Here is a 17,122-nt window from a genome sequence, read left to right as displayed (position 1 = left end):
CGGCCGTCGACCGTCACGGCAGACTGCCGGTCAGCGCCGGAGCGTTGCCCGGGGGTACTCGCCGTGCCGCTCCAGGTAGGCGGCCGAGAACCGCCCGGCGTGCGCGAAGCCCCAGGTCCGCGCGACGTCCGCGATGCTCGTCGTCGTCGGGTCGCCCTGCAGCAGGGCATCGCGCACCCGGTCGAGTCGCACCTGGCGGATGTAGCCGTTGGGGCTGACGCCGAGCTGGCGCTGGAAGGCCTGCTGCAGGGCGCGCAGGCTGAGCGCGGCCACCTCGGCCAGGTCGGTGCTCGTGATCGGACGGTGGGCGTGCTCGTGGACGTACTCGACCGCGCGTCGGATGTGCGCGTTGCGAGGGAGGAGCAGTTCGCCGGGGAGCGACGCCGTCACGAGCGGGTAGAGCTCGAGCAGCGCGAGCGCGCCGAGCCGTCCCATCTCGGCCTGCAGCAGCGGCGATGCCTTGTGGTCCATGACCGTGTGCGAGATCAGGGAGACCGTGTTCCTCCAGATCTGCATCGCGCGGTCGTCGGGGCGGATGGTGTGGTCGAGGTGCACCTGCCCGGCCTCGACCCCGCGCTCGCCGGCGAGCTCGACGAGTGCGGAGCGGTTGACCTGCACGAGGCGCTGGTCGTAGTCGCGGTAGGTGAAGGTCGCTCCGTGCTGCGGCCAGAGCTGCGGCCGACCGACCTCGCTGACGATGCGGGCATCTCCCTCGCCGATCGAGCCCGAGCCACGGGTCACCCACTGGACGACGAAGTCCGTCGTCGGGACCATGACACCCTCGAGGTGCCCGTCGAACCGGATCGCGCGGAGGGTCATCGCCGAGTCGCCGACGGCGGAGTACCGGAAGTCGAACGGCTGTGTGGTCGTCTCGGCACGCCACTCGTCGGCGTCGTAGGCACCGATCAGGAAGTCGCGCGCCTGCTCGATGTCGCTGGACCGGGTGTCGTCGTGCACGCGCGCGCGGTCGTCAGTCATGGAGCATCGTGTGACCGACTGTGCCGGACGGCCGGGTCCCTGGCACGGCTGCTGTCCGGGAAGCGCTCATCTCCCGGGTGCCCGCGCATCGCGGACACGACCGACCCGCGGGGTGATGTCCGGAATCCGGCTGTCCGGGGCGTCCGGACGTCCGGGATCCGAGACGTCCGCCGACCCCGCCGGACACGCGTCGCGCCGACTCGTAGGTTCTGATCGACACCGACGGCACCCCGCCGTGACGACGAGGAAGAGGACCATGAGCACCGTGACCGCAGCACCGATCGAGTCCGCCGCAGGGCCCAAGGCCGCGTTCGACGCGGTCGCGATCAGGGCACGCGCACACCACCGCAGCGCGTTCAGCGAGGTCCGCGACGCGCAGCGCCACCGTGCGCTGCAGTTCGCCGCGATCGGCAGCGGTGTGGTCTCGGTCACCGTCCTGGCCTCGGCCGCCGTCGTCCTCGGGCTCTCGGCATGAGCGCCGTCACGCCGTACGACGAGACCCTGACGCAGCCGATCGACATGGCCGCGCTGCTCGCCGAACAGGAGCGGGTCGATGCGTGACCGCGGCTCGCTCGAGGAACTCCGGCGCGACCCGGCGGAGTGGCGTCGCCGGGGACTGACCCCGCCGGACGACCTCGCGGCGATCGTGCGGTCCCGCCTGGGCCACGGCTCGGTGGCCGACCCCACCTACGCGGACTTCTTCGCCGGGTGACCCCCGGTACCGAGACCGACACCACCGATCGACGACCGAGCGACCAGGACCAGGCGAACCCACGATGACGATCCTCACGTTGACACCGCCCGCTCCCGAGACGAGCCGACAACGCGCGGCCTCGTCGGCTGCCGACGCGCTCTTCACCGAGCACGGCGTCCAGCCCGTCACGATGGAGGACGTCGCCGTGCGCGCGGGGCTCAGCATGGCGGAACTGCGATCGGCCTACCCGACCAAGCAGTCCCTGGTCGTCGCGGTCCTGCGGCGCTGGCACGGTGCCTGGCGACGGGCGCTCGCGCACATCGCGGAGGCCTCTCCGGACCCGCGTGACGAGATCCTCGGCATCTTCAGCTACCTCGAGGAGTGCTTCGAGGACGAGGGCTGGCGCGGTTGCGCGTTCATCAACGGGCACGCCGAGCTCGGCCGCCAGGACCCGCTCATCGCCGAACTGGCCGCGGAGCACTTCCGCGACGTCGAGCACCACCTCGCCCTGCTCTGCGCACGGGCCGACATGCCGTCCCACATCGCCGAGACGCTGTCGCTGCTGGTCGAGGGAGCCCGCGTCGAGTCCGCCGTCCAGGGGTCGGCGAAGCCGGCCCGGTCCGCGCGCCTCGGCGCGGCGATGCTGATGTCGGTCTTCGAGGAGCGGCCCGCGTTCTGAGCGCCCCGCGCACACGACGAACGGGAGGCCCGGTGCCAGCTGGCACCGGGCCTCCCGTTCGTCTCGTCGCGCGCCCGGATCAGGAGGGCGCGCGACCCGCCGTCACGCCCGCTCGCGCCGACGTGCCAGCCGGACGACCGCACCGGCGACGACGCCGCCGAGGATCGGGGCGACGATGAACACCCAGAGCTGCGCCAGCGGGTCGGCACCGCCGTAGACCGCGCTCGCGATCGAGCGGGCCGGGTTCACCGAGGTGTTGCTGACCGGGATGCTGATGAGGTGGATCAGCGTCAGCGTCAGGCCGATCCCGATCGGGGCCAGCGCCTGGTACTCGCGCTTCGCGGTCACCGAGAGGATCACCGCGACGAAGACGCCGGTCAGGACCGCCTCGGTCAGGAACACCGCGCCGAGGCCGTAGCCGCCGGGACTGTGGTCGCCGAAGCCGTTCGAGGCGAAGCCGGCGTCCTGCGCGGCCGCGAAGGCCCCGCGCTTGCCGGACAGCACGATCGCGATGACGCTCGTGCCCGCGAGGCCGCCGAGGACCTGGGACACCAGGTACCCGGGGACGTGCTTCGCGTCGGTGCGACCCGCGGCGAACAGCCCGAGCGTGACCGCCGGGTTGAAGTGGCCGCCGGAGATGTGCCCGACGGCGGCGATGCCGGCCATCACGGTCAGGCCGAACGCCAGCGCGACGCCGAGGAACCCGACGCCCGACTGGTTGTCGGTGCTGCTCGGGAAGTTCGCGGCGAAGAGCGCCGTGCCGACGCCGCCGAGGACGAGCAGGAACGTCCCGAAGAACTCGGAGAGGTACCGGGCGAGCGGACTCCAGGCAGCGGCGTCCTCACGCCGCTGCTCGGAGGTCGACTCGCTCACCGGCTCGTTGCGACCGGTCATTCGACGCGCGACTCCTTCTTGTCGTCGTTGTCGTCGTCGTCACCGGGGATGTGGACGTCCTGGACGGTGACGTTGACCTCGGCGACCTCCATGCCGACGATCTGCTGGAGCGCACGCGTGACGGACGCGCGGACGCCGTCGGCGACCTGCTGCAGTGCCACGGGGTACTCGGCGACGATCACGATGTCAGCGGCGACCTGCTTCTCGCCGACCTCGACCTTGACGCCCTGGCCGTGGTCGTGCTGGCCGATCGCGTCACGGATGGCGCCGATCGCGCGGGCCGCGCCGGATCCGAGCGAGTACACGCCGTTGACCTCGCGGGCGGCGATGCCGGCGACCTTCTCGACGACGGTGTCCTCGATCTTCGTCGCGCCGGAGACGCCGTTCGCGCCCGCGTGCTGGCCGCTGCGCGTGGCAGCGGCGGTGGTCGCCGGGGTGGTGGTCGTGGTGTCAGCCATGTGTCGTTTCCTCTCGTGTTCCCGCCGGGCGTTCCCGGCGGTTGCTGTTCACCAGTGAGACGGGGTGAACCCGACGGAAGTCACACACCCGCGGGAATCGGCTCGCCGGTTGCGGGTGCACTCCTGCGTCGACGTCGGTAGTGTGCTGGTCATGCAGTGCCGCTGAACCGTCTCCGACCACACCTGCGCGCCGATCCCCGGCGCACGTCCGAGAGGTCCACCATGTCCGCACTCCTTCCCCTGCACGGCAAGACCGCCCTCGTCACCGGCGTCTCGCGGCGCCGCGGCATCGGGTTCGCCGTCGCCCGCAAGCTGGCCGTACTCGGCGCGGACGTCGTCATCCACCACCACCGACCGCACGACCTGGACCTGCCGTGGGGCGGTGACGACCTGGACGCGGTCCGCGACGGCATCCGCGACGTCCTGGTCGACGGCGCCCGGTTCGCGGACGTGTCGGCCGACCTGCGCGATCCGTCGTCCGTGCCCGACGTGCTCTCGGCGGCGGCTGCGCTCACCGGGCAGGTCGACGTGCTGGTCTGCAACCACGCGAAGAGCGGCGACGACGGCAGCATCCTCGACATGACGCCGGAGCGGCTCAGCGCCTTCTGGGAGGTCAACACCCGAGCGACGATGCTGCTCACCGCGGAGTTCGCCCGTCGTCGCGCGCCCGCCAGCGACGGACCCCGACGTCCGGGTGACCGGATCGCGGGAGCCGGGCCGTACGCCGAGGCCCAGGGTCACGTCTTCTGGATGACGTCGGGGCAGATCCACGGCGCGATGCGCGGCGAGGTGGCCTACGCCGCCAGCAAGGCCGCCCTCGCGGGGGTCACCGCGACGGTGGCCGCCGAGCTGCTGGAGCTCGGCATCGTGCTCAACACGATCAACCCCGGTCCGGTCAACACCGGCTACATGGACCCGGAGACGACCGACCGATCGCTGGAGGACCTGGACGCGTACGTCGCGAGCACGCCGTTCGGGCGGGTGGGGACGCCGCAGGACCCGGCCGAGCTGATCGGGTGGTTGGCCACGTCGAGCGGCAGCTGGGTGGTCGGGCAGGTGCTGACGTCGGACGGAGGGTTCGGGTTGTAGGTGCCGGCCTGTCCGCCGCGCCCAGGTCGTCGCCGAGACCGGGGCACGGCCGGCCCGCCGGGCGAGGTCGTCCGCTGGGTCCTCTGGATCGTGTCAGTGACTGACGCGATCCAGAGGACCCCTGGACAGGACTCGGCCCGCGTCCCGCTCGGTCCGTCGCGGTCAGCTCCGCGGGCCGCCGACGCGGCCGGCGAAGCGGTAGCGGAACCCGGGCACGGCGTCCGCGGTGACGATGACGTCGTAGTACCCCCACGCGTCGAGCGGCCAATCGACGGCGGTCCTGCCCCCGTGGCCCGCGGTGGCAGTGGCTCCGTGCGTCACGAAGTCGTTGGCTGCGACCCGGAACCGCACCTCGGGCCGTCCGGCGTTCTCGAGCACGATGCGCAGCCGTGGCTGGCGGCCGGCCAGTTGCTCCACGGACGCGTGCGGGAGGGGCACGTCGGTGCGCACGCCGGGCACCACCTGGCCGGCGAACCGTCGCAGGAACCGGTCGGGCCCGTAGACGCTGACGTCGTAGGTCCCCGCCGTCTGGGTCGTCTCCCAGGTCCACCGCTGCTCTGCACCGGCGGCGAGCGTGTGCGGGACGGCGCGGAACGGCAGGCCAGAGTTCGGGTACACGAGGTGGGACAGCCCCTGCGACCCGTCGTTGCCCATGACCACCGTGACCACGCCCGACGTCCGGTCGACGGCGACGTCCGCGCGCTGGCGGTAGGGGAGCGGACGTCGGCGGACGGCGCCGGTCTCCTGCACCGGCATCACCTGCGCGCCCGGCGCCGGCTGCTGGATGGGCGGCTTCGCCGCGTCGGCGTCCGCGGCGGCGACGAGCGCGGCGGTCTGCTGCAGGTCCGGGACGACGTCGGTCCCGGGCACGGTGGTGTCGGGCGCGGTGAAGTCGAAGCAGCTGAGCAGGTCGCCGGAGACGGTCCGGCGCCACGCGGAGATGTTCGGCTCCGTCACACCGGTCACGTGTTCGAGGAACCGGATCACCGAGGTGTGGTCGGCGACCTGCGAGTCGATCCACCCGCCGCGGCTCCACGGTGACACCACGGTCATCGGGACGCGGGCGCCCATGCCCACCGGCAGGCCGTCGACGTACTCGTCCGGCGTGCCGGGTTCGGGGAAGGGCGGGACGACGTGGTCGAAGTAGCCGTCGTTCTCGTCGTAGTTGACGAGCAGCACCGTCGACGCCCAGGTCTCGGGGTTGCTGAACAGCGCCTGCACCACCGCGTTCGTGAAGTGCGCGCCGTAGTCCGGACTGGCTGCCGGGTGCTCGCTCCATCCGTACGGGGCGACGACGTACGAGACGGTCGGGAGCGAGTTCGTCGCGCAGTCCTGTCCGAAGTCGTGCAGCAGGTGGCCGACGTCGAGGCCCTTGCCGGAGTTGGGCTTCCAGCCGTCGTGCAGCCCGGCGTCCGCGGCGAGCTGTCTGCGGGACGGGTCCGTCGAGGCGAGCGCGTCGTGGTACTGCTGGAACAGCCACAGCGGGTTGTCGCCGTAGTCGCCGACGTACGGGTCGCTCCCGCTGTCGCCGACCTCGTCGTTGGCGTAGGTCTTCCAGGACACCCCCGCACCCGACAACCGTTCGCCGTAGGTGCCCCAGCGGAAGACCGGTTCGTAGTCCGCGGGGTTGTCCGTCGCGGGACCGCCCTGTCCGCCGGCGGCGTCGATCGTCGCACTCCACTGGTACAGGCGGTTCGGCGTCGTCGGCCCGTTCACGGAGCAGTGGTAGTCGTCGCAGATGGTGAACGCGCGAGCGAGTGCGCGCTGGTAGGGGATGTCCTCCTCGGTGAAGAACCCCATCGTCTGCGCGCTCTTCGCGTCGACCCAGCGGTCCCACGCACCGCCGTCCCACGCCGTGTGGCCGCCGGCCCACGAGTGGTCGAGACCCCCGGCGTTCTGTGCGTTGTACTTCGTCGTGTCGAGCCGGAACGGCAGCATGACACCACCGTCCGTCCTGCCCGGCGCCGGCTGGTGGAAGACGTCCTGCCCGGACGGCAGCTCGAGCGCCTGCTTGTCGGAGAAGCCGCGGACCCCGGGCATCGTGCCGTGGTAGTGGTCGAACGACCGGTTCTCCTGCATCAACACCACCACGTGCCGCACGTCGCGCACGGTCCCGGTCCTGCGGGCGGTCGCGGCGGCGGCTGGCGCTGCACCTCGGCCGAACGCGGCGCCGGCGGCGACCCCGGCGCCGATGGCCGCTGCTCCGCCGAGGAGCAGGCTGCGGCGGCTCAGTCCGGGCCGCACCGTGTTCGGGTGGGTCGCGCTCGGTGCCAGTGGCGGAGCGGCGACCCGGATGCCAGCGGGTGCGCCGCGTTCGGGCTTCGAGGTGCTCATGGTGGGCCTTCCGGTCGAGGACGGGACGTCGTTCGACCAGGACAGTCACGGGTGCTGAACCGGGTGTGGCGACCACGTGACGGAATCGTGACGCGCCCGTGAGAGTCCTCGTGGGTCGCCGCTCAGTCGCGTGTCCCCTCTGTTGGGGACACGCTTGTCCCCACCTCAGGCGTCGGTGACTCCGAAGGATCCGCAACCAGCCTCACCAGGATCGGATCCCGCATGCTCACCACCGTCCCCTACCGAACGTTCGTCGGTCCGCTCACGTTCGCCGACCCTCCCGTCCGGCCTGCCGCGCGACTGCGCGCGGTCGCTCCTGCGGTGGCCCTCAGCCGTGTCGCGGCTGGCGACGCCGACCGGACGCTCGTCCGCCGTGCATCGGCAGGCGACCACCGTGCGCTCGCGCAGATCGTGCGGCGCAACGCCGGACTGCTCCGTGCGACCGCGCTCGGGATCCTGCGGAGCTCCAGCGACGCGGACGACGTGGTGCAGGAGACCTTCATCGCGGCCTGGACGCACCTGGGCGCCATGGCGGACGGTGCCGCCGTCACGAGCTGGCTCCTGACGACGGTCCGACGCCGCAGCTACGACCGGCTTCGGGGCTCCGTGGCGCAGCGCCGGACCGGGCTGGACGACTCGATGCCGGCCTCCACCGACCGTGCCCCGGCGGCCGTGGCGGAACGGGCGTCCCTCGTCGTGGCGGCGCAGCGTGTGCTGGACGCCATGCCGTCCCTGCAACGTCGCTGCTGGGAGCTGCGACACCTCGAGCGCCACAGCTACGAGGCGATCGCGCTCGAACTCGACGTGCCGGTCTCGACCGTGCGTGGCCAGTTGGCACGGGCACGCGTGGTGGTCGACCGGGAGCTCGCGCCCTGGCGGTGACCGCGTCGCCGGGTGCCCGGCGGCGTGGCCCTGAGCAGCACGGGCCGGGGACTCGTTGGGTCAGACCCTGCGTGCCCGACGACGGTGTGTGACGACCGCGAGGGCGATGCCTCCGGCGAGGAGCGCCCCGGCGATGCCCAGGGGCAGGGTCGGGTCGGTGCCGGTGAACGCGAGTTCACCGGTGGGCCGGTTGCCGCCACGACCGGCGGCCGGTGTCGGTGTCGGTGTCGTGCCCGGGGTCGTCGGCGTGGTGGCCGGAGCGGTAGGCGTTGCCGTCGGTGTGGCCGTGGGCGCCGGCGTCACGGTGCCCGCGCCTGGCTGCACGGTGATCGACACGGTGGTCGTCGCGTCCGGCCCCGTGCCGTTGGACGCGGTCACCGTCGCGGTCGTCGTCCCCGGTGTGGTCGGCGTACCGGAGATGACGCCGGTGGTGCCGTTGATGGTCAGCCCCGTGGGCAGTCCCGCGGCGCTGTAGGTCGGCGTCGGGGTGCCGGTCGCGGTCACCGTGTACGAGTAGGGCTGACCGGCGGTGCCGTCGCCCGGGGTGCCCGGGGTGATGGTGGGGCCGGTGGTCTCGGAGGTCGACCCCGGTGCGGGGCAGCCCTTCGACGCGGTGATCACGTTCGAGTCGAGCGTGACGGCGGCGTTGTTCGCGAGGAGTCGTCCGGCCACGGTGGCGCCGGTCGTCGCGGTGATCGACTGGTTCGCCAGGACGGTGCCCTGGAACCGGGCCTTGGTCCCGATCGTCGCGGAGCTGCCGACCTGCCAGAAGACGTTGCACGAGCTCGCGCCACCGGTGATCGTGATCCGGGTGCCGGACCCGACGGTCAGGGTCGAGGCGGCCTGGAACACCCACACGGAGTCGGCGCTGCCGGCCAGGGTCAGCGCGCCGTTGTTGGCCAGCTGCAGCGTGGGCCCGGAGTACACCCCCGGCGACAACGACAGGCCGTTCAGCTCGGTGAGCCCGGTCCGCTTGGGGCTGAGCGACGCGGCCACGTTGTACGCGGTCGTGGTGTCCAGCTGCGCCTGGGCGGCTTCGGCATCCGTCTGGTGCGTGGTGCCGGTCACCCTGCCGTTCGGCGCGCCCCCGAACCCGGTGATCGACGACTCCGGCGAGACGCCGAGGTCGCCGTTCACCACGGTCGGCCCGGTGTTCGTGACGGCGCTGGCGCCGAGGACGCCGTAGGTCGCGGCGGTCCCGAGGTCCACCGGCCCCGAGATGACCGTGGCCGCTGACGCTGCGGAACCGGAGGCCAGGGCCATCGCTGCGGCGAGTCCGATGCCGGTGACGGCGATCAGCGTGGGGCGGAGGAAACGGGACGTGGCCATTCGAGGCGCCTGTCTGATCTGGAGAGGCACAGTGTGGGCATCGATGACACGCACGTGATCTCCGGTGTGGCGAGTGTGCGCCTGATCGGGGGTGTTCTGCAGGATCCCGGTCGTTTGGGGGTTCCGGGGGTACGGCATGCCGACACACGCGTGTACCCCGATCGCCCGCGGTCGTGCGGGCCGAGGACGCCGGTGCCCCGAGCACCGCGGGTGCGCTCAGTGCGCGCGCGCCTGCTCGGCCAGGAACGCGTTCCGCTGCCGGATGAGGTGCGGCATGTACCGCCCGAGCACGAGGACCTCGGCCAGGCGCCCGAGCGGCCCGAGGGGCGCGCGGAACGTGATGGTGTCGACCATCCGTGTGCCGCGCGCCGACGGCTCGAACCGGTGTTCGTGGTGGAACCGGGCGAACGGTCCACGCACCTGTTCGTCGACGAACCGGTGCGGCGCCTCCGATGCGGTGATCTGCGAGGTCATGCGCCAGACCACACCGAGGTGCCGAGCACGCCAGATGACCGTCTCGCCCAGACCGATGGTGCCCGACGTCGTGCCGCTCACCGCACGCTCGCCGCTGGCGGCCATCGACTGCTCGTGCGCGCCGATGTCGAGCGAGAGCGCGAAGGCGCGCTCGGGGGTGGTGTCGAGCTCGGTCACGACCCGGAACGAAACCGTCATGGTCCGATCCTGGCGCAGGGCAGGATGGTCCCGTGACATCGACGACGGAAACGGCCAGGAGGCTCGCCCCCGGTCTCGCACTCGCGACCGGCATCGCCGTGGTCGCCACGGTCATCGGCCGGTTCCTGCCCGTCGTCGGCGCGCCGGTCAGCGGCGTGGTGCTCGGTGCGGTGATCGGGATGGTGCGTCGCCCCTCGGACGCGCTCAAGCCGGGCATCACGACGGCCAGCAAGTTCGTGCTGCAGCTCGCCGTGGTGCTGCTCGGCGCGCAGCTGTCGCTGCTCGAGGTCGCCCGCGTCGGCGTCGAGTCGCTGCCGGTCATGCTCGGCACCCTCGTGGTGTGCCTGCTCGCGGCGTGGGGTGTCGGCCGGCTGCTCGGCGTCGTCGGCAACCTGCGCACGCTCATCGGTGTCGGGACCGGCATCTGCGGCGCGTCGGCGATCGCCGCGGTGACGCCCGTGATCGGCGCCGTGTCGGTCGAGGTCGCCTACGCCGTCTCGACGATCTTCCTGTTCAACGTGGCGGCCGTCATCGTCTTCCCCGTCGTCGGCCATGCGCTCGGGATGAGCCAGCACGCGTTCGGGCTGTTCGCCGGGACCGCCGTGAACGACACGTCCTCGGTCGTGGCGGCCGCGAGCACCTACGGCACCCAGGCAGCGAACTTCGCCGTCGTGGTGAAGCTCGTCCGGACGCTCATGATCATCCCGATCGTGCTCGGGCTGGCGTGGCTGGTCGGCCGGCGCGACGAAGCCGCCGCGCGACTCGCCGCCGGCGACACCGGTGCGTCTGCGACGCCGCGGCAGCGCTGGACCGTCCGTCGCGTGTCCCGGCTCGTCCCCTGGTTCCTGACCGGGTTCGTCATCGCCGCGGCCGTGAACTCCACCGGCGTCCTGCCCGGACCGGTCCACCCGGTGATCTCGACCGTCGCGGCGTTCCTGATCACGGTGGCCCTCAGCGCGATCGGCCTGTCCACGGACATCGCCGGGTTCCGTCGCGCGGGTTTCCGCCCCCTCGTGCTCGGCCTGGTGCTCTGGCTCGTCGTGACCGGCTCGAGCCTGGGGCTCATGGCGCTGACGGGCGCGTTGTAGCGTCGATGGCATGACGCTTCCCTTCCCGGTGATCGACGGCCACAACGACCTGCCCTGGGAGCGGCGCGAGTCCCACGACTCCGGCGTCGAGGGCATCGACACCGAGCAGGACTCGCTGCACACCGACATGCCGAAGCTCCGTGCGGGCGGTGTGATCGGGCAGTTCTGGTCGGTGTTCGTGCCCGCCGACGACCCGGACCCGGTTCGCACGACGCTGCAGCAGATCGACGTCGTGCACCGGATGGTCGAGCGGTACCCGGACGACCTCGCACTCGCCCGCACCGCCGCCGAGGTCCGGGCCGCGACGGGCGCCGGCCGGATCGCGTCGCTCCTCGGCGCCGAGGGCGGGCACTCGATCGGCGACGACCTGGCAGTGCTCCGCGACTTCGCCCGGCTCGGGGTGCGCTACATGACGCTGACGCACAACGACGACACCCCGTGGGCGGACTCGGCGACGGGGGATCGGGCCCACGGGGGTCTGACCGACCGGGGGCGGCAGGTCGTCGCCGAGATGGAGCGCATCGGCATGCTCGTGGACCTGTCCCACACGGCGCCGGCGACCATGCGCGACACCCTCGACGTCGCGACCAGTCCGGTGGTCTTCAGCCACTCGTCGACGATCGCCGTCAACGACCATCCGCGCAATGTCCCCGACGACGTGCTCGCACGACTGGCCGACAACGGCGGCGTCGTGATGGTCACGTTCGTCCCGAAGTTCGTCTCGCGGGCGTGGGCGGACTGGGAGGCAGCGGGATCGGTCGGCGACGGGCCGCTCGTGACGGTGTCCGACGTCGCGGACCACGTCGAGCACGCACGGGAGGTCGCCGGGGTCCGGCACATCGGCCTCGGTGGGGACTACGACGGCACACCGGTGCTGCCGCCGGACCTGCGCGACGTGTCGCGGTACCCCGTGCTGGCGGCCGAGCTCGAGCGGCGCGGATGGGGTGCGACCGACCTCGAGGCACTCGCTGGCGGCAACGTCCTGCGCGTGCTCGAGGCGACGGACGAGCGCTTCGCGCGCTCGGTGTTCGTCCGGTAGCACGTCGCGACGGGGTCGGCTCGCCGGGGGTTCCGTGCCGGTGTTCAGCCGTAGGTCGGGTACTGCGGCCACCCCGCGGGGCTGTCCTCCCAGTCCTGCTGCCGCCCGTACACCGTTCGGTCCATGATGTGCGCCACCGGCAGGATCGCCTCGGTCCCGCGGGCACTCGTCGCGTACGTCAGGTACGGCACGCCGTCCCGCAGCAGGTAGTACGAGTACCCGGGCAGGGGGAAGTCCGCTCCGTCGTCGTCCTGGACCGTCCAGCCCCAGTCGTCGTGGTAGCTGGTCGCGCCCGAGGACACCCAGGTGTGCGGCCACCCGCGCGCACGTTTCCAGGCGTCGAGCTTCTCGACCGGTGCCTGCGAGATCATCGCGAAGGCGATGCCCTCGTCGTCCAGACGGCCCATGTCCGCGGGGAGGTTGTCGACGGCCCACGTGCAGCTCGGGCACCCCTCGTCCCAGCTCGGGGCGAACATCACGTTCTGCACGAGCAGCAGGTACCGGTCGCCGAAGAGCTCGGACAGGTGGACGGGGCCATCGGGTCCGGTGAACGCGTAGTCCTCGACCCGCACCATCGGCAGCCGACGTCGTGCGGCCGACACACGGTCGCCGTGTCGGGTGAGTTCCTTCTCGGCGTCGACCTGCGCTGCGAGCGCCTGGTCGAACGCGCTGCGGTCGACCACCGGCGGAGCGGCGTCGGGGTGTGCTGTCCAGGGCATGGCGACCTCCTCGTCGTTGCCGCGCAAGGTACTCGCGTCGGGCGGATCGTGCCCGCGGCGGGACGATCGTGATCGCGCCTGACGTGCATACCGGCGATGCAGTCCTCGTCGGCTGCGCGGGGCAGGCTCGGACGATGGCCGACGATCACCCCTGCCGACTGACTACGGCGAGACGCTCGAGCTCATCAGCACGAGGGTCCGCGCCGCGCGGAGCCGTGTGCAACTCGCCGCGAACGCGCAACTCATCCACCTCTCCTGGTCCATCGGTTCCGTCTTGCTCGAACGGTCGGCTCGTGGGCGTTGGGGGAGCGGTGTGCTGCCCCGCCTGGCGGGCGATCTCCGTCGGGCCTTCCCGGACGTGAAGGGGTTCTCGGCGACGAACCTGAAGGACATGCGGCAGCTCGCAGCTGCGTGGCCTGAAGAATCGTCATGAGGTCAACAGGCTGTTGACCAATTGCCCTGGGGACACAGCTCTCGTTCTACGTCACCGTCGTGGACGACCGCATGCGGCTCTCGACACATGCCGAGACCGTGGGACTGCTGCTGGTGACGGGGAAGAGCGACGCCGTGGTCCGGTACGCACTCGGCTCATCCGCGGCGCCCGTCGGCGTCGCCCGCTACGACCTCCTCCCGCCCGAACTGCAGCGAGCGCTGCCGTCCGAAGCCGACCTGCGGCGCGCACTCGACGCGAGCGTCGGCTGACGGACCGCAGGCCGGTGCGGCTCCCGCGAGCCGCTCGCGTCATCGACAGGGCCACGTCGGGTCCGGTGGCTAGGATCGCAGCGCACGCCGCGCCTCCACGTCGGATCGCGGGCGACCGAACGTGAGGACGGAACGGATGACCGGCACCATCTACGACAACATCTCGCAGGCCTTCGGCAACACCCCGCTCGTGCGGCTGAACCGACTGCCCGTCGAGGGCGGCGCCGAGATCCTGGCGAAGCTCGAGTTCTACAACCCCGGTGCCAGCGTGAAGGACCGTCTCGGCGTCGCGATCATCGACGCGGCCGAGCAGTCCGGCGACCTCAAGCCCGGCGGCACGATCGTCGAGGGCTCGTCCGGCAACACCGGCATCGCCCTCGCACTCGTCGGAGCCGCTCGCGGGTACCGGGTCATCGTCACGATGCCCGAGACGATGAGCGTCGAGCGTCGCGCCGTGATGCGTGCCTACGGTGCCGAGATCGTCCTGACCCCGGGTGGCGAGGGCATGCAGGGAGCCGTGTCACGAGCCGCCGCCATCGTCGACGAGACGCCCGGCGCGATCCTGGCGCACCAGTTCGAGACGGCCGCGAACGCCGCGATCCACCGTCGCACGACGGCCGAAGAGATCCTCCGCGACACCGAGGAGCACGTCGACGTGTTCATCGCGGGCGTCGGCACCGGTGGGACCATCACCGGCGTGGGCCAGGTCCTCAAGGAGCGCGTGCCCGGCGTGCAGATCGTCGCGGTCGAGCCGAAGGACTCGCCCCTGTTGACCGAGGGCAAGGCGGGGCCGCACAAGATCGCGGGCATCGGTGCGAACTTCATCCCCGAGGTGCTCGACCGCTCCGTGATCGACGAGGTCTTCGACGTCGAGCTCGACGACGCGCTGCGGGTCGCCCGTGCGCTCGCGACGGACGAGGGCATCCTGGCGGGGATCTCCTCCGGCGCGATCATCCACGCCGCGATCGAGATCGCCGCCCGGCCCGAGAACGCCGGCAAGCGCATCGTCGCGATCGTCTGCGACACCGGCGAGCGGTACCTGTCGACGGTGCTCTTCGAGGGACTCACTGCGTGACCCATCGCCGTCACGGCGTGCTGCGGACGGTGCGAGAGGACCTCGCCGCAGCACGCCGGGGAGATCCCGCTGCCCGCGGTGACCTCGAGAACGCGGTGGTCTACTCCGGGTTGCACGCCATCTGGGCGCACCGGGTGGCGCATCGGCTCTGGATCGCCCGTGACCTGCCCGGCTCCCGGTTCGCGGCGCGGGTCGTCGCGCAGACCGCTCGCGCCCTGACCGGGATCGAGATCCACCCGGGCGCCCGCATCGGGCGACGGTTCTTCATCGACCACGGCATGGGTGTCGTGATCGGCGAGACCGCGGTGGTCGGGGACGACGTCCTGGTGTTCCACGGCGTGACGCTGGGCGGACGCGGTGGGGCGCACGGACCCGGTGCGAAGCGGCACCCGACCGTGGGGGACCGGGTCGTGCTCGGTGCCGGGTCGGCGCTGATCGGGGCGATCACGGTCGGTGCGGACTCGGTCGTCGGCGCGAACACGGTCGTCACCAAGGACGTCCCGGCCGGGTCGGTCGTCACCGGTGTCGCCGGAACCGCCCGTCCACGCTCCGGCGGCGAGGGCGTCCCGGCGCTGTGACCGTCGGGCATGCTGGGGCGATGGACGGAGCAGCGCTGCACGAGATCGCGGTCCGCACGGCGACGGGCCTGCCGGCGGTCGAGGAGACACAGCCATTCGGCGAGGGCGCGTTCGTCTACAAGGTCGTCGGCAAGATGTTCGTGATGACCTCGGAGCTGCGGGGCGTGCCGATCGTCAACCTGAAGTGCGCGCCGCCGCACGGCGCGGCCCTGGTGCGGGACCACGACGAGATCACGCCCGGGTGGCACATGAACAAGCGGCACTGGATCACGCTGGCGCCCGGGGACGGCATCGACGAGACCCTCGTCGAGGACCTGGTGGCGAACGCGTACGACCTCGTCGTCGCCGGGCTCCCGCGAGCGAAGCGCCCGCTGGACCCGACCCGCGGGCGCGGCGACTGACCGCGACCACGACGCCTGGTCCGCCGCTGCGTCGCTGACACCTGGCAGGCTGGGCCCATGCTGTGGCGCACCGACTCGATCATCCTCGACGCGGCGACGACCGCCGCGGCCCGACTCGGCGGGAGCCGTGCGGGCGACGCGACCCACACGGTGGCGGCTGCGGCGATGGACCTCTCCGGCCGAGTGCACGTCGCAGCGAACGTGTTCCACTTCACCGGTGGCCCCTGCGCCGAACTGGCCGTGCTCGGCGCGGCCGCAGCCGTGTCGGACGACCCGGTGATGTCGATCGTCGCGGTCGGGGACGGCGGACGCGGCGTCCTCGCCCCGTGCGGCCGGTGCCGCCAGGTCCTGCTCGACCTGCACCCGCAGGCCCTCGTGCTGGTCCCCGGCATCGGCGCGGAGCCGGAGAGCGTCCCGGTGCGCAGCCTGCTGCCGCGCTCGTACCGCTGGCCGGACGCGCCGGCGCCACGGGTCGTCCGGTTCGCGGGTCGGTACCGCGACGCCGTGCTGGCGGGGCGGAAGACCGCGACGATTCGGTTCGACGACCCGCAGGGTGCCGGACCCACGACGTTCGCGTTTGAGGACGAGCACGCCGAGGGCTTCGACGCCGTCCCCGCAGTGGTCACGTCGGTGACCCGCAAGCGCGTCGCGGAGATCGACGAACAGGACGCCCGCGACGAGGACGTCGGGTCGGTGGCGGCACTGCGGGACGGGCTCCGCGGGCACTACCCAGGACTGGCCGACGACGACGTGGTCGAGGTCGCGCGGTTCAGCCTGCGGGGGTGACGTCCGCCGACCGCCGGGAGAGCGCCTTCGTGACCTCACGCAGGACCTTCGGCGCGAGCGCCCGCCCATCGGCCTCGTCGAGCACCGCCTGGGCGCGTTCAGGCGTCACCCCGGAGAAGAGCTCACCGATCGTGACCCCGTGCTCGGGACGGTCGACGACGACGACCGGGTCACCAGCGGCGACCGGCCCGGACTTCACGACGCGCAGGTAGGCGCCGGGGCGGCCCTCCGCAGCGAACCGCTTGACCCACTTGTCGACGTCCATCCGGCGGGCGAAGGTGCCGCACGGGATGCGCGGGATCGTGACCTCGAGCACGAGGGTGTCGCCGACCCGCCAGCGCTCCCCGGTGACCGCTCCGGTGACGTCGATGCCGCTCGTGCGGAGGTTCTCGCCGAACAGTCCGGGTGCGATCGGCCGGTCGAGCATCGCGGCGAAGACGGCGGCGTCCTCGTCGGCGTAGGCGTACACGGCCTGGTCCTCGCCGCCGTGGTGCTTGCGGTCGGCCTGCACGTCGGCGTGCAGCCCGAGCGGACGGACGCGGACCGGGCCGTCGACCGGACGCTTGTCGATCGCGGTGACCCCGATCGTGCCGCGGTCGGGCAGCAGGCGGTCGACGCGGCAGACGGCGGTGACGAGCGACATGCGCCCAGCCTGCCCCACGGAGGCCGCCGAGCGGAACCTGGCAGTTCGCTGGCGCCCGTGACGTTCCGCTCCCGACCACCGT

Annotated in this window: 21 protein-coding genes; 13 read left to right on the top strand and 8 right to left on the bottom strand. The window is 72.2% G+C overall.

Features of this window, described 5'->3' with window-relative positions; all coding sequences use genetic code 11:
* Positions 1-30: 30 nt before the first annotated feature.
* On the bottom strand, positions 31-978 hold the full coding sequence (locus DEJ13_RS13035; protein ID WP_111105682.1) for an AraC family transcriptional regulator: 948 nt from the start codon (positions 976-978) through the stop codon (positions 31-33).
* A gap of 256 nt (positions 979-1,234) precedes the next feature.
* Here DEJ13_RS13035 and DEJ13_RS13030 point away from each other — a divergent pair, with 256 nt between their 5' ends.
* The 3 genes from DEJ13_RS13030 (at position 1,235) to DEJ13_RS13020 (ending at position 2,351) form a co-directional block, all read left to right on the top strand.
* Positions 1,235-1,453 (top strand): hypothetical protein, encoded by a 219-nt coding sequence (locus tag DEJ13_RS13030; protein ID WP_056119209.1) that lies wholly within the window; start codon positions 1,235-1,237, stop codon positions 1,451-1,453.
* 78 nt (positions 1,454-1,531) lie between these two features.
* On the top strand, positions 1,532-1,690 hold the full coding sequence (locus DEJ13_RS13025; RefSeq protein WP_156463473.1) for a hypothetical protein: 159 nt from the start codon (positions 1,532-1,534) through the stop codon (positions 1,688-1,690).
* Between the two features lie 64 nt (positions 1,691-1,754).
* Complete coding sequence (locus DEJ13_RS13020) at positions 1,755-2,351, top strand: TetR/AcrR family transcriptional regulator (RefSeq protein ID WP_056119206.1); 597 nt, start codon at positions 1,755-1,757, stop codon at positions 2,349-2,351.
* 102 nt (positions 2,352-2,453) lie between these two features.
* On the opposite strand, the gene aqpZ is transcribed toward DEJ13_RS13020, so the two are convergent.
* Positions 2,454-3,245: an aquaporin Z gene (aqpZ, locus tag DEJ13_RS13015; RefSeq protein WP_082517719.1), complete on the bottom strand. Its 792-nt coding sequence runs from the start codon at positions 3,243-3,245 to the stop codon at positions 2,454-2,456.
* Complete coding sequence (locus DEJ13_RS13010) at positions 3,242-3,703, bottom strand: Asp23/Gls24 family envelope stress response protein (RefSeq protein ID WP_056119203.1); 462 nt, start codon at positions 3,701-3,703, stop codon at positions 3,242-3,244. The genes aqpZ and DEJ13_RS13010 overlap by 4 nt, the downstream gene beginning before the upstream one ends.
* Positions 3,704-3,925: 222 nt before the next feature.
* Here DEJ13_RS13010 and DEJ13_RS13005 point away from each other — a divergent pair, with 222 nt between their 5' ends.
* Positions 3,926-4,792: an SDR family oxidoreductase gene (locus tag DEJ13_RS13005; protein WP_111105681.1), complete on the top strand. Its 867-nt coding sequence runs from the start codon at positions 3,926-3,928 to the stop codon at positions 4,790-4,792.
* 162 nt (positions 4,793-4,954) lie between these two features.
* On the opposite strand, the gene DEJ13_RS13000 is transcribed toward DEJ13_RS13005, so the two are convergent.
* Complete coding sequence (locus DEJ13_RS13000) at positions 4,955-7,126, bottom strand: phosphocholine-specific phospholipase C (protein ID WP_111105680.1); 2,172 nt, start codon at positions 7,124-7,126, stop codon at positions 4,955-4,957.
* Positions 7,127-7,348: 222 nt separating this feature from the next.
* On the opposite strand from DEJ13_RS13000, the gene DEJ13_RS12995 reads away from it, so the two are divergent.
* Entirely contained in the window at positions 7,349-8,008 is a 660-nt protein-coding gene (locus tag DEJ13_RS12995; protein WP_111105679.1) for an RNA polymerase sigma factor, read from the top strand.
* A gap of 60 nt (positions 8,009-8,068) precedes the next feature.
* On the opposite strand, the gene DEJ13_RS12990 is transcribed toward DEJ13_RS12995, so the two are convergent.
* Positions 8,069-9,337, bottom strand: a complete 1,269-nt coding sequence (locus DEJ13_RS12990; RefSeq protein ID WP_181436914.1) for an ice-binding family protein — start codon at positions 9,335-9,337, stop codon at positions 8,069-8,071.
* 216 nt (positions 9,338-9,553) lie between these two features.
* Positions 9,554-10,009, bottom strand: a complete 456-nt coding sequence (locus DEJ13_RS12985) for an SRPBCC family protein (RefSeq protein WP_111105677.1) — start codon at positions 10,007-10,009, stop codon at positions 9,554-9,556.
* Positions 10,010-10,041: 32 nt separating this feature from the next.
* Here DEJ13_RS12985 and DEJ13_RS12980 point away from each other — a divergent pair, with 32 nt between their 5' ends.
* Positions 10,042-11,097, top strand: coding sequence for a YeiH family protein (locus tag DEJ13_RS12980; protein ID WP_111105676.1), 1,056 nt, complete (start codon positions 10,042-10,044; stop codon positions 11,095-11,097).
* Between the two features lie 10 nt (positions 11,098-11,107).
* Positions 11,108-12,136, top strand: a complete 1,029-nt coding sequence (locus tag DEJ13_RS12975) for a dipeptidase (protein WP_111105675.1) — start codon at positions 11,108-11,110, stop codon at positions 12,134-12,136.
* A gap of 44 nt (positions 12,137-12,180) precedes the next feature.
* On the opposite strand, the gene DEJ13_RS12970 is transcribed toward DEJ13_RS12975, so the two are convergent.
* A complete protein-coding gene (locus DEJ13_RS12970; RefSeq protein WP_111105865.1) occupies positions 12,181-12,855 on the bottom strand; it encodes a DUF899 family protein in 675 nt (224 codons plus the stop codon).
* Positions 12,856-13,072: 217 nt separating this feature from the next.
* Here DEJ13_RS12970 and DEJ13_RS12965 point away from each other — a divergent pair, with 217 nt between their 5' ends.
* The 6 genes from DEJ13_RS12965 (at position 13,073) to DEJ13_RS12940 (ending at position 16,397) form a co-directional block, all read left to right on the top strand.
* Positions 13,073-13,288 (top strand): DUF1016 N-terminal domain-containing protein, encoded by a 216-nt coding sequence (locus tag DEJ13_RS12965; RefSeq protein WP_258373974.1) that lies wholly within the window; start codon positions 13,073-13,075, stop codon positions 13,286-13,288.
* A 71-nt stretch (positions 13,289-13,359) separates the two neighbouring features.
* On the top strand, positions 13,360-13,557 hold the full coding sequence (locus DEJ13_RS12960; RefSeq protein WP_235515392.1) for a hypothetical protein: 198 nt from the start codon (positions 13,360-13,362) through the stop codon (positions 13,555-13,557).
* Between the two features lie 136 nt (positions 13,558-13,693).
* A complete protein-coding gene (gene cysK, locus DEJ13_RS12955; protein ID WP_056119174.1) occupies positions 13,694-14,632 on the top strand; it encodes a cysteine synthase A in 939 nt (312 codons plus the stop codon).
* Positions 14,629-15,210 carry a serine O-acetyltransferase EpsC gene (gene epsC, locus DEJ13_RS12950; protein WP_258373973.1) on the top strand — a complete coding sequence of 194 codons (582 nt, stop codon included), beginning with the start codon at positions 14,629-14,631 and terminating at the stop codon, positions 15,208-15,210. Before cysK ends, epsC begins: the two co-directional genes overlap by 4 nt.
* Before the next feature lie 20 nt (positions 15,211-15,230).
* Positions 15,231-15,611 carry an MmcQ/YjbR family DNA-binding protein gene (locus tag DEJ13_RS12945; RefSeq protein ID WP_111105673.1) on the top strand — a complete coding sequence of 127 codons (381 nt, stop codon included), beginning with the start codon at positions 15,231-15,233 and terminating at the stop codon, positions 15,609-15,611.
* A 57-nt stretch (positions 15,612-15,668) separates the two neighbouring features.
* Positions 15,669-16,397 (top strand): ASCH domain-containing protein, encoded by a 729-nt coding sequence (locus DEJ13_RS12940; RefSeq protein WP_111105672.1) that lies wholly within the window; start codon positions 15,669-15,671, stop codon positions 16,395-16,397.
* Here DEJ13_RS12940 and DEJ13_RS12935 read toward each other — a convergent pair.
* Positions 16,381-17,040, bottom strand: a complete 660-nt coding sequence (locus tag DEJ13_RS12935; RefSeq protein ID WP_111105671.1) for an MOSC domain-containing protein — start codon at positions 17,038-17,040, stop codon at positions 16,381-16,383. The two genes, DEJ13_RS12940 and DEJ13_RS12935, sit on opposite strands and share 17 nt — an antisense overlap.
* Positions 17,041-17,122: the final 82 nt, after the last annotated feature.

The organism is Curtobacterium sp. MCLR17_007 (assembly GCF_003234655.2).
GTDB lineage: Bacteria > Actinomycetota > Actinomycetes > Actinomycetales > Microbacteriaceae > Curtobacterium.
This window is presented reverse-complemented; position numbering and strand designations above follow the sequence as displayed.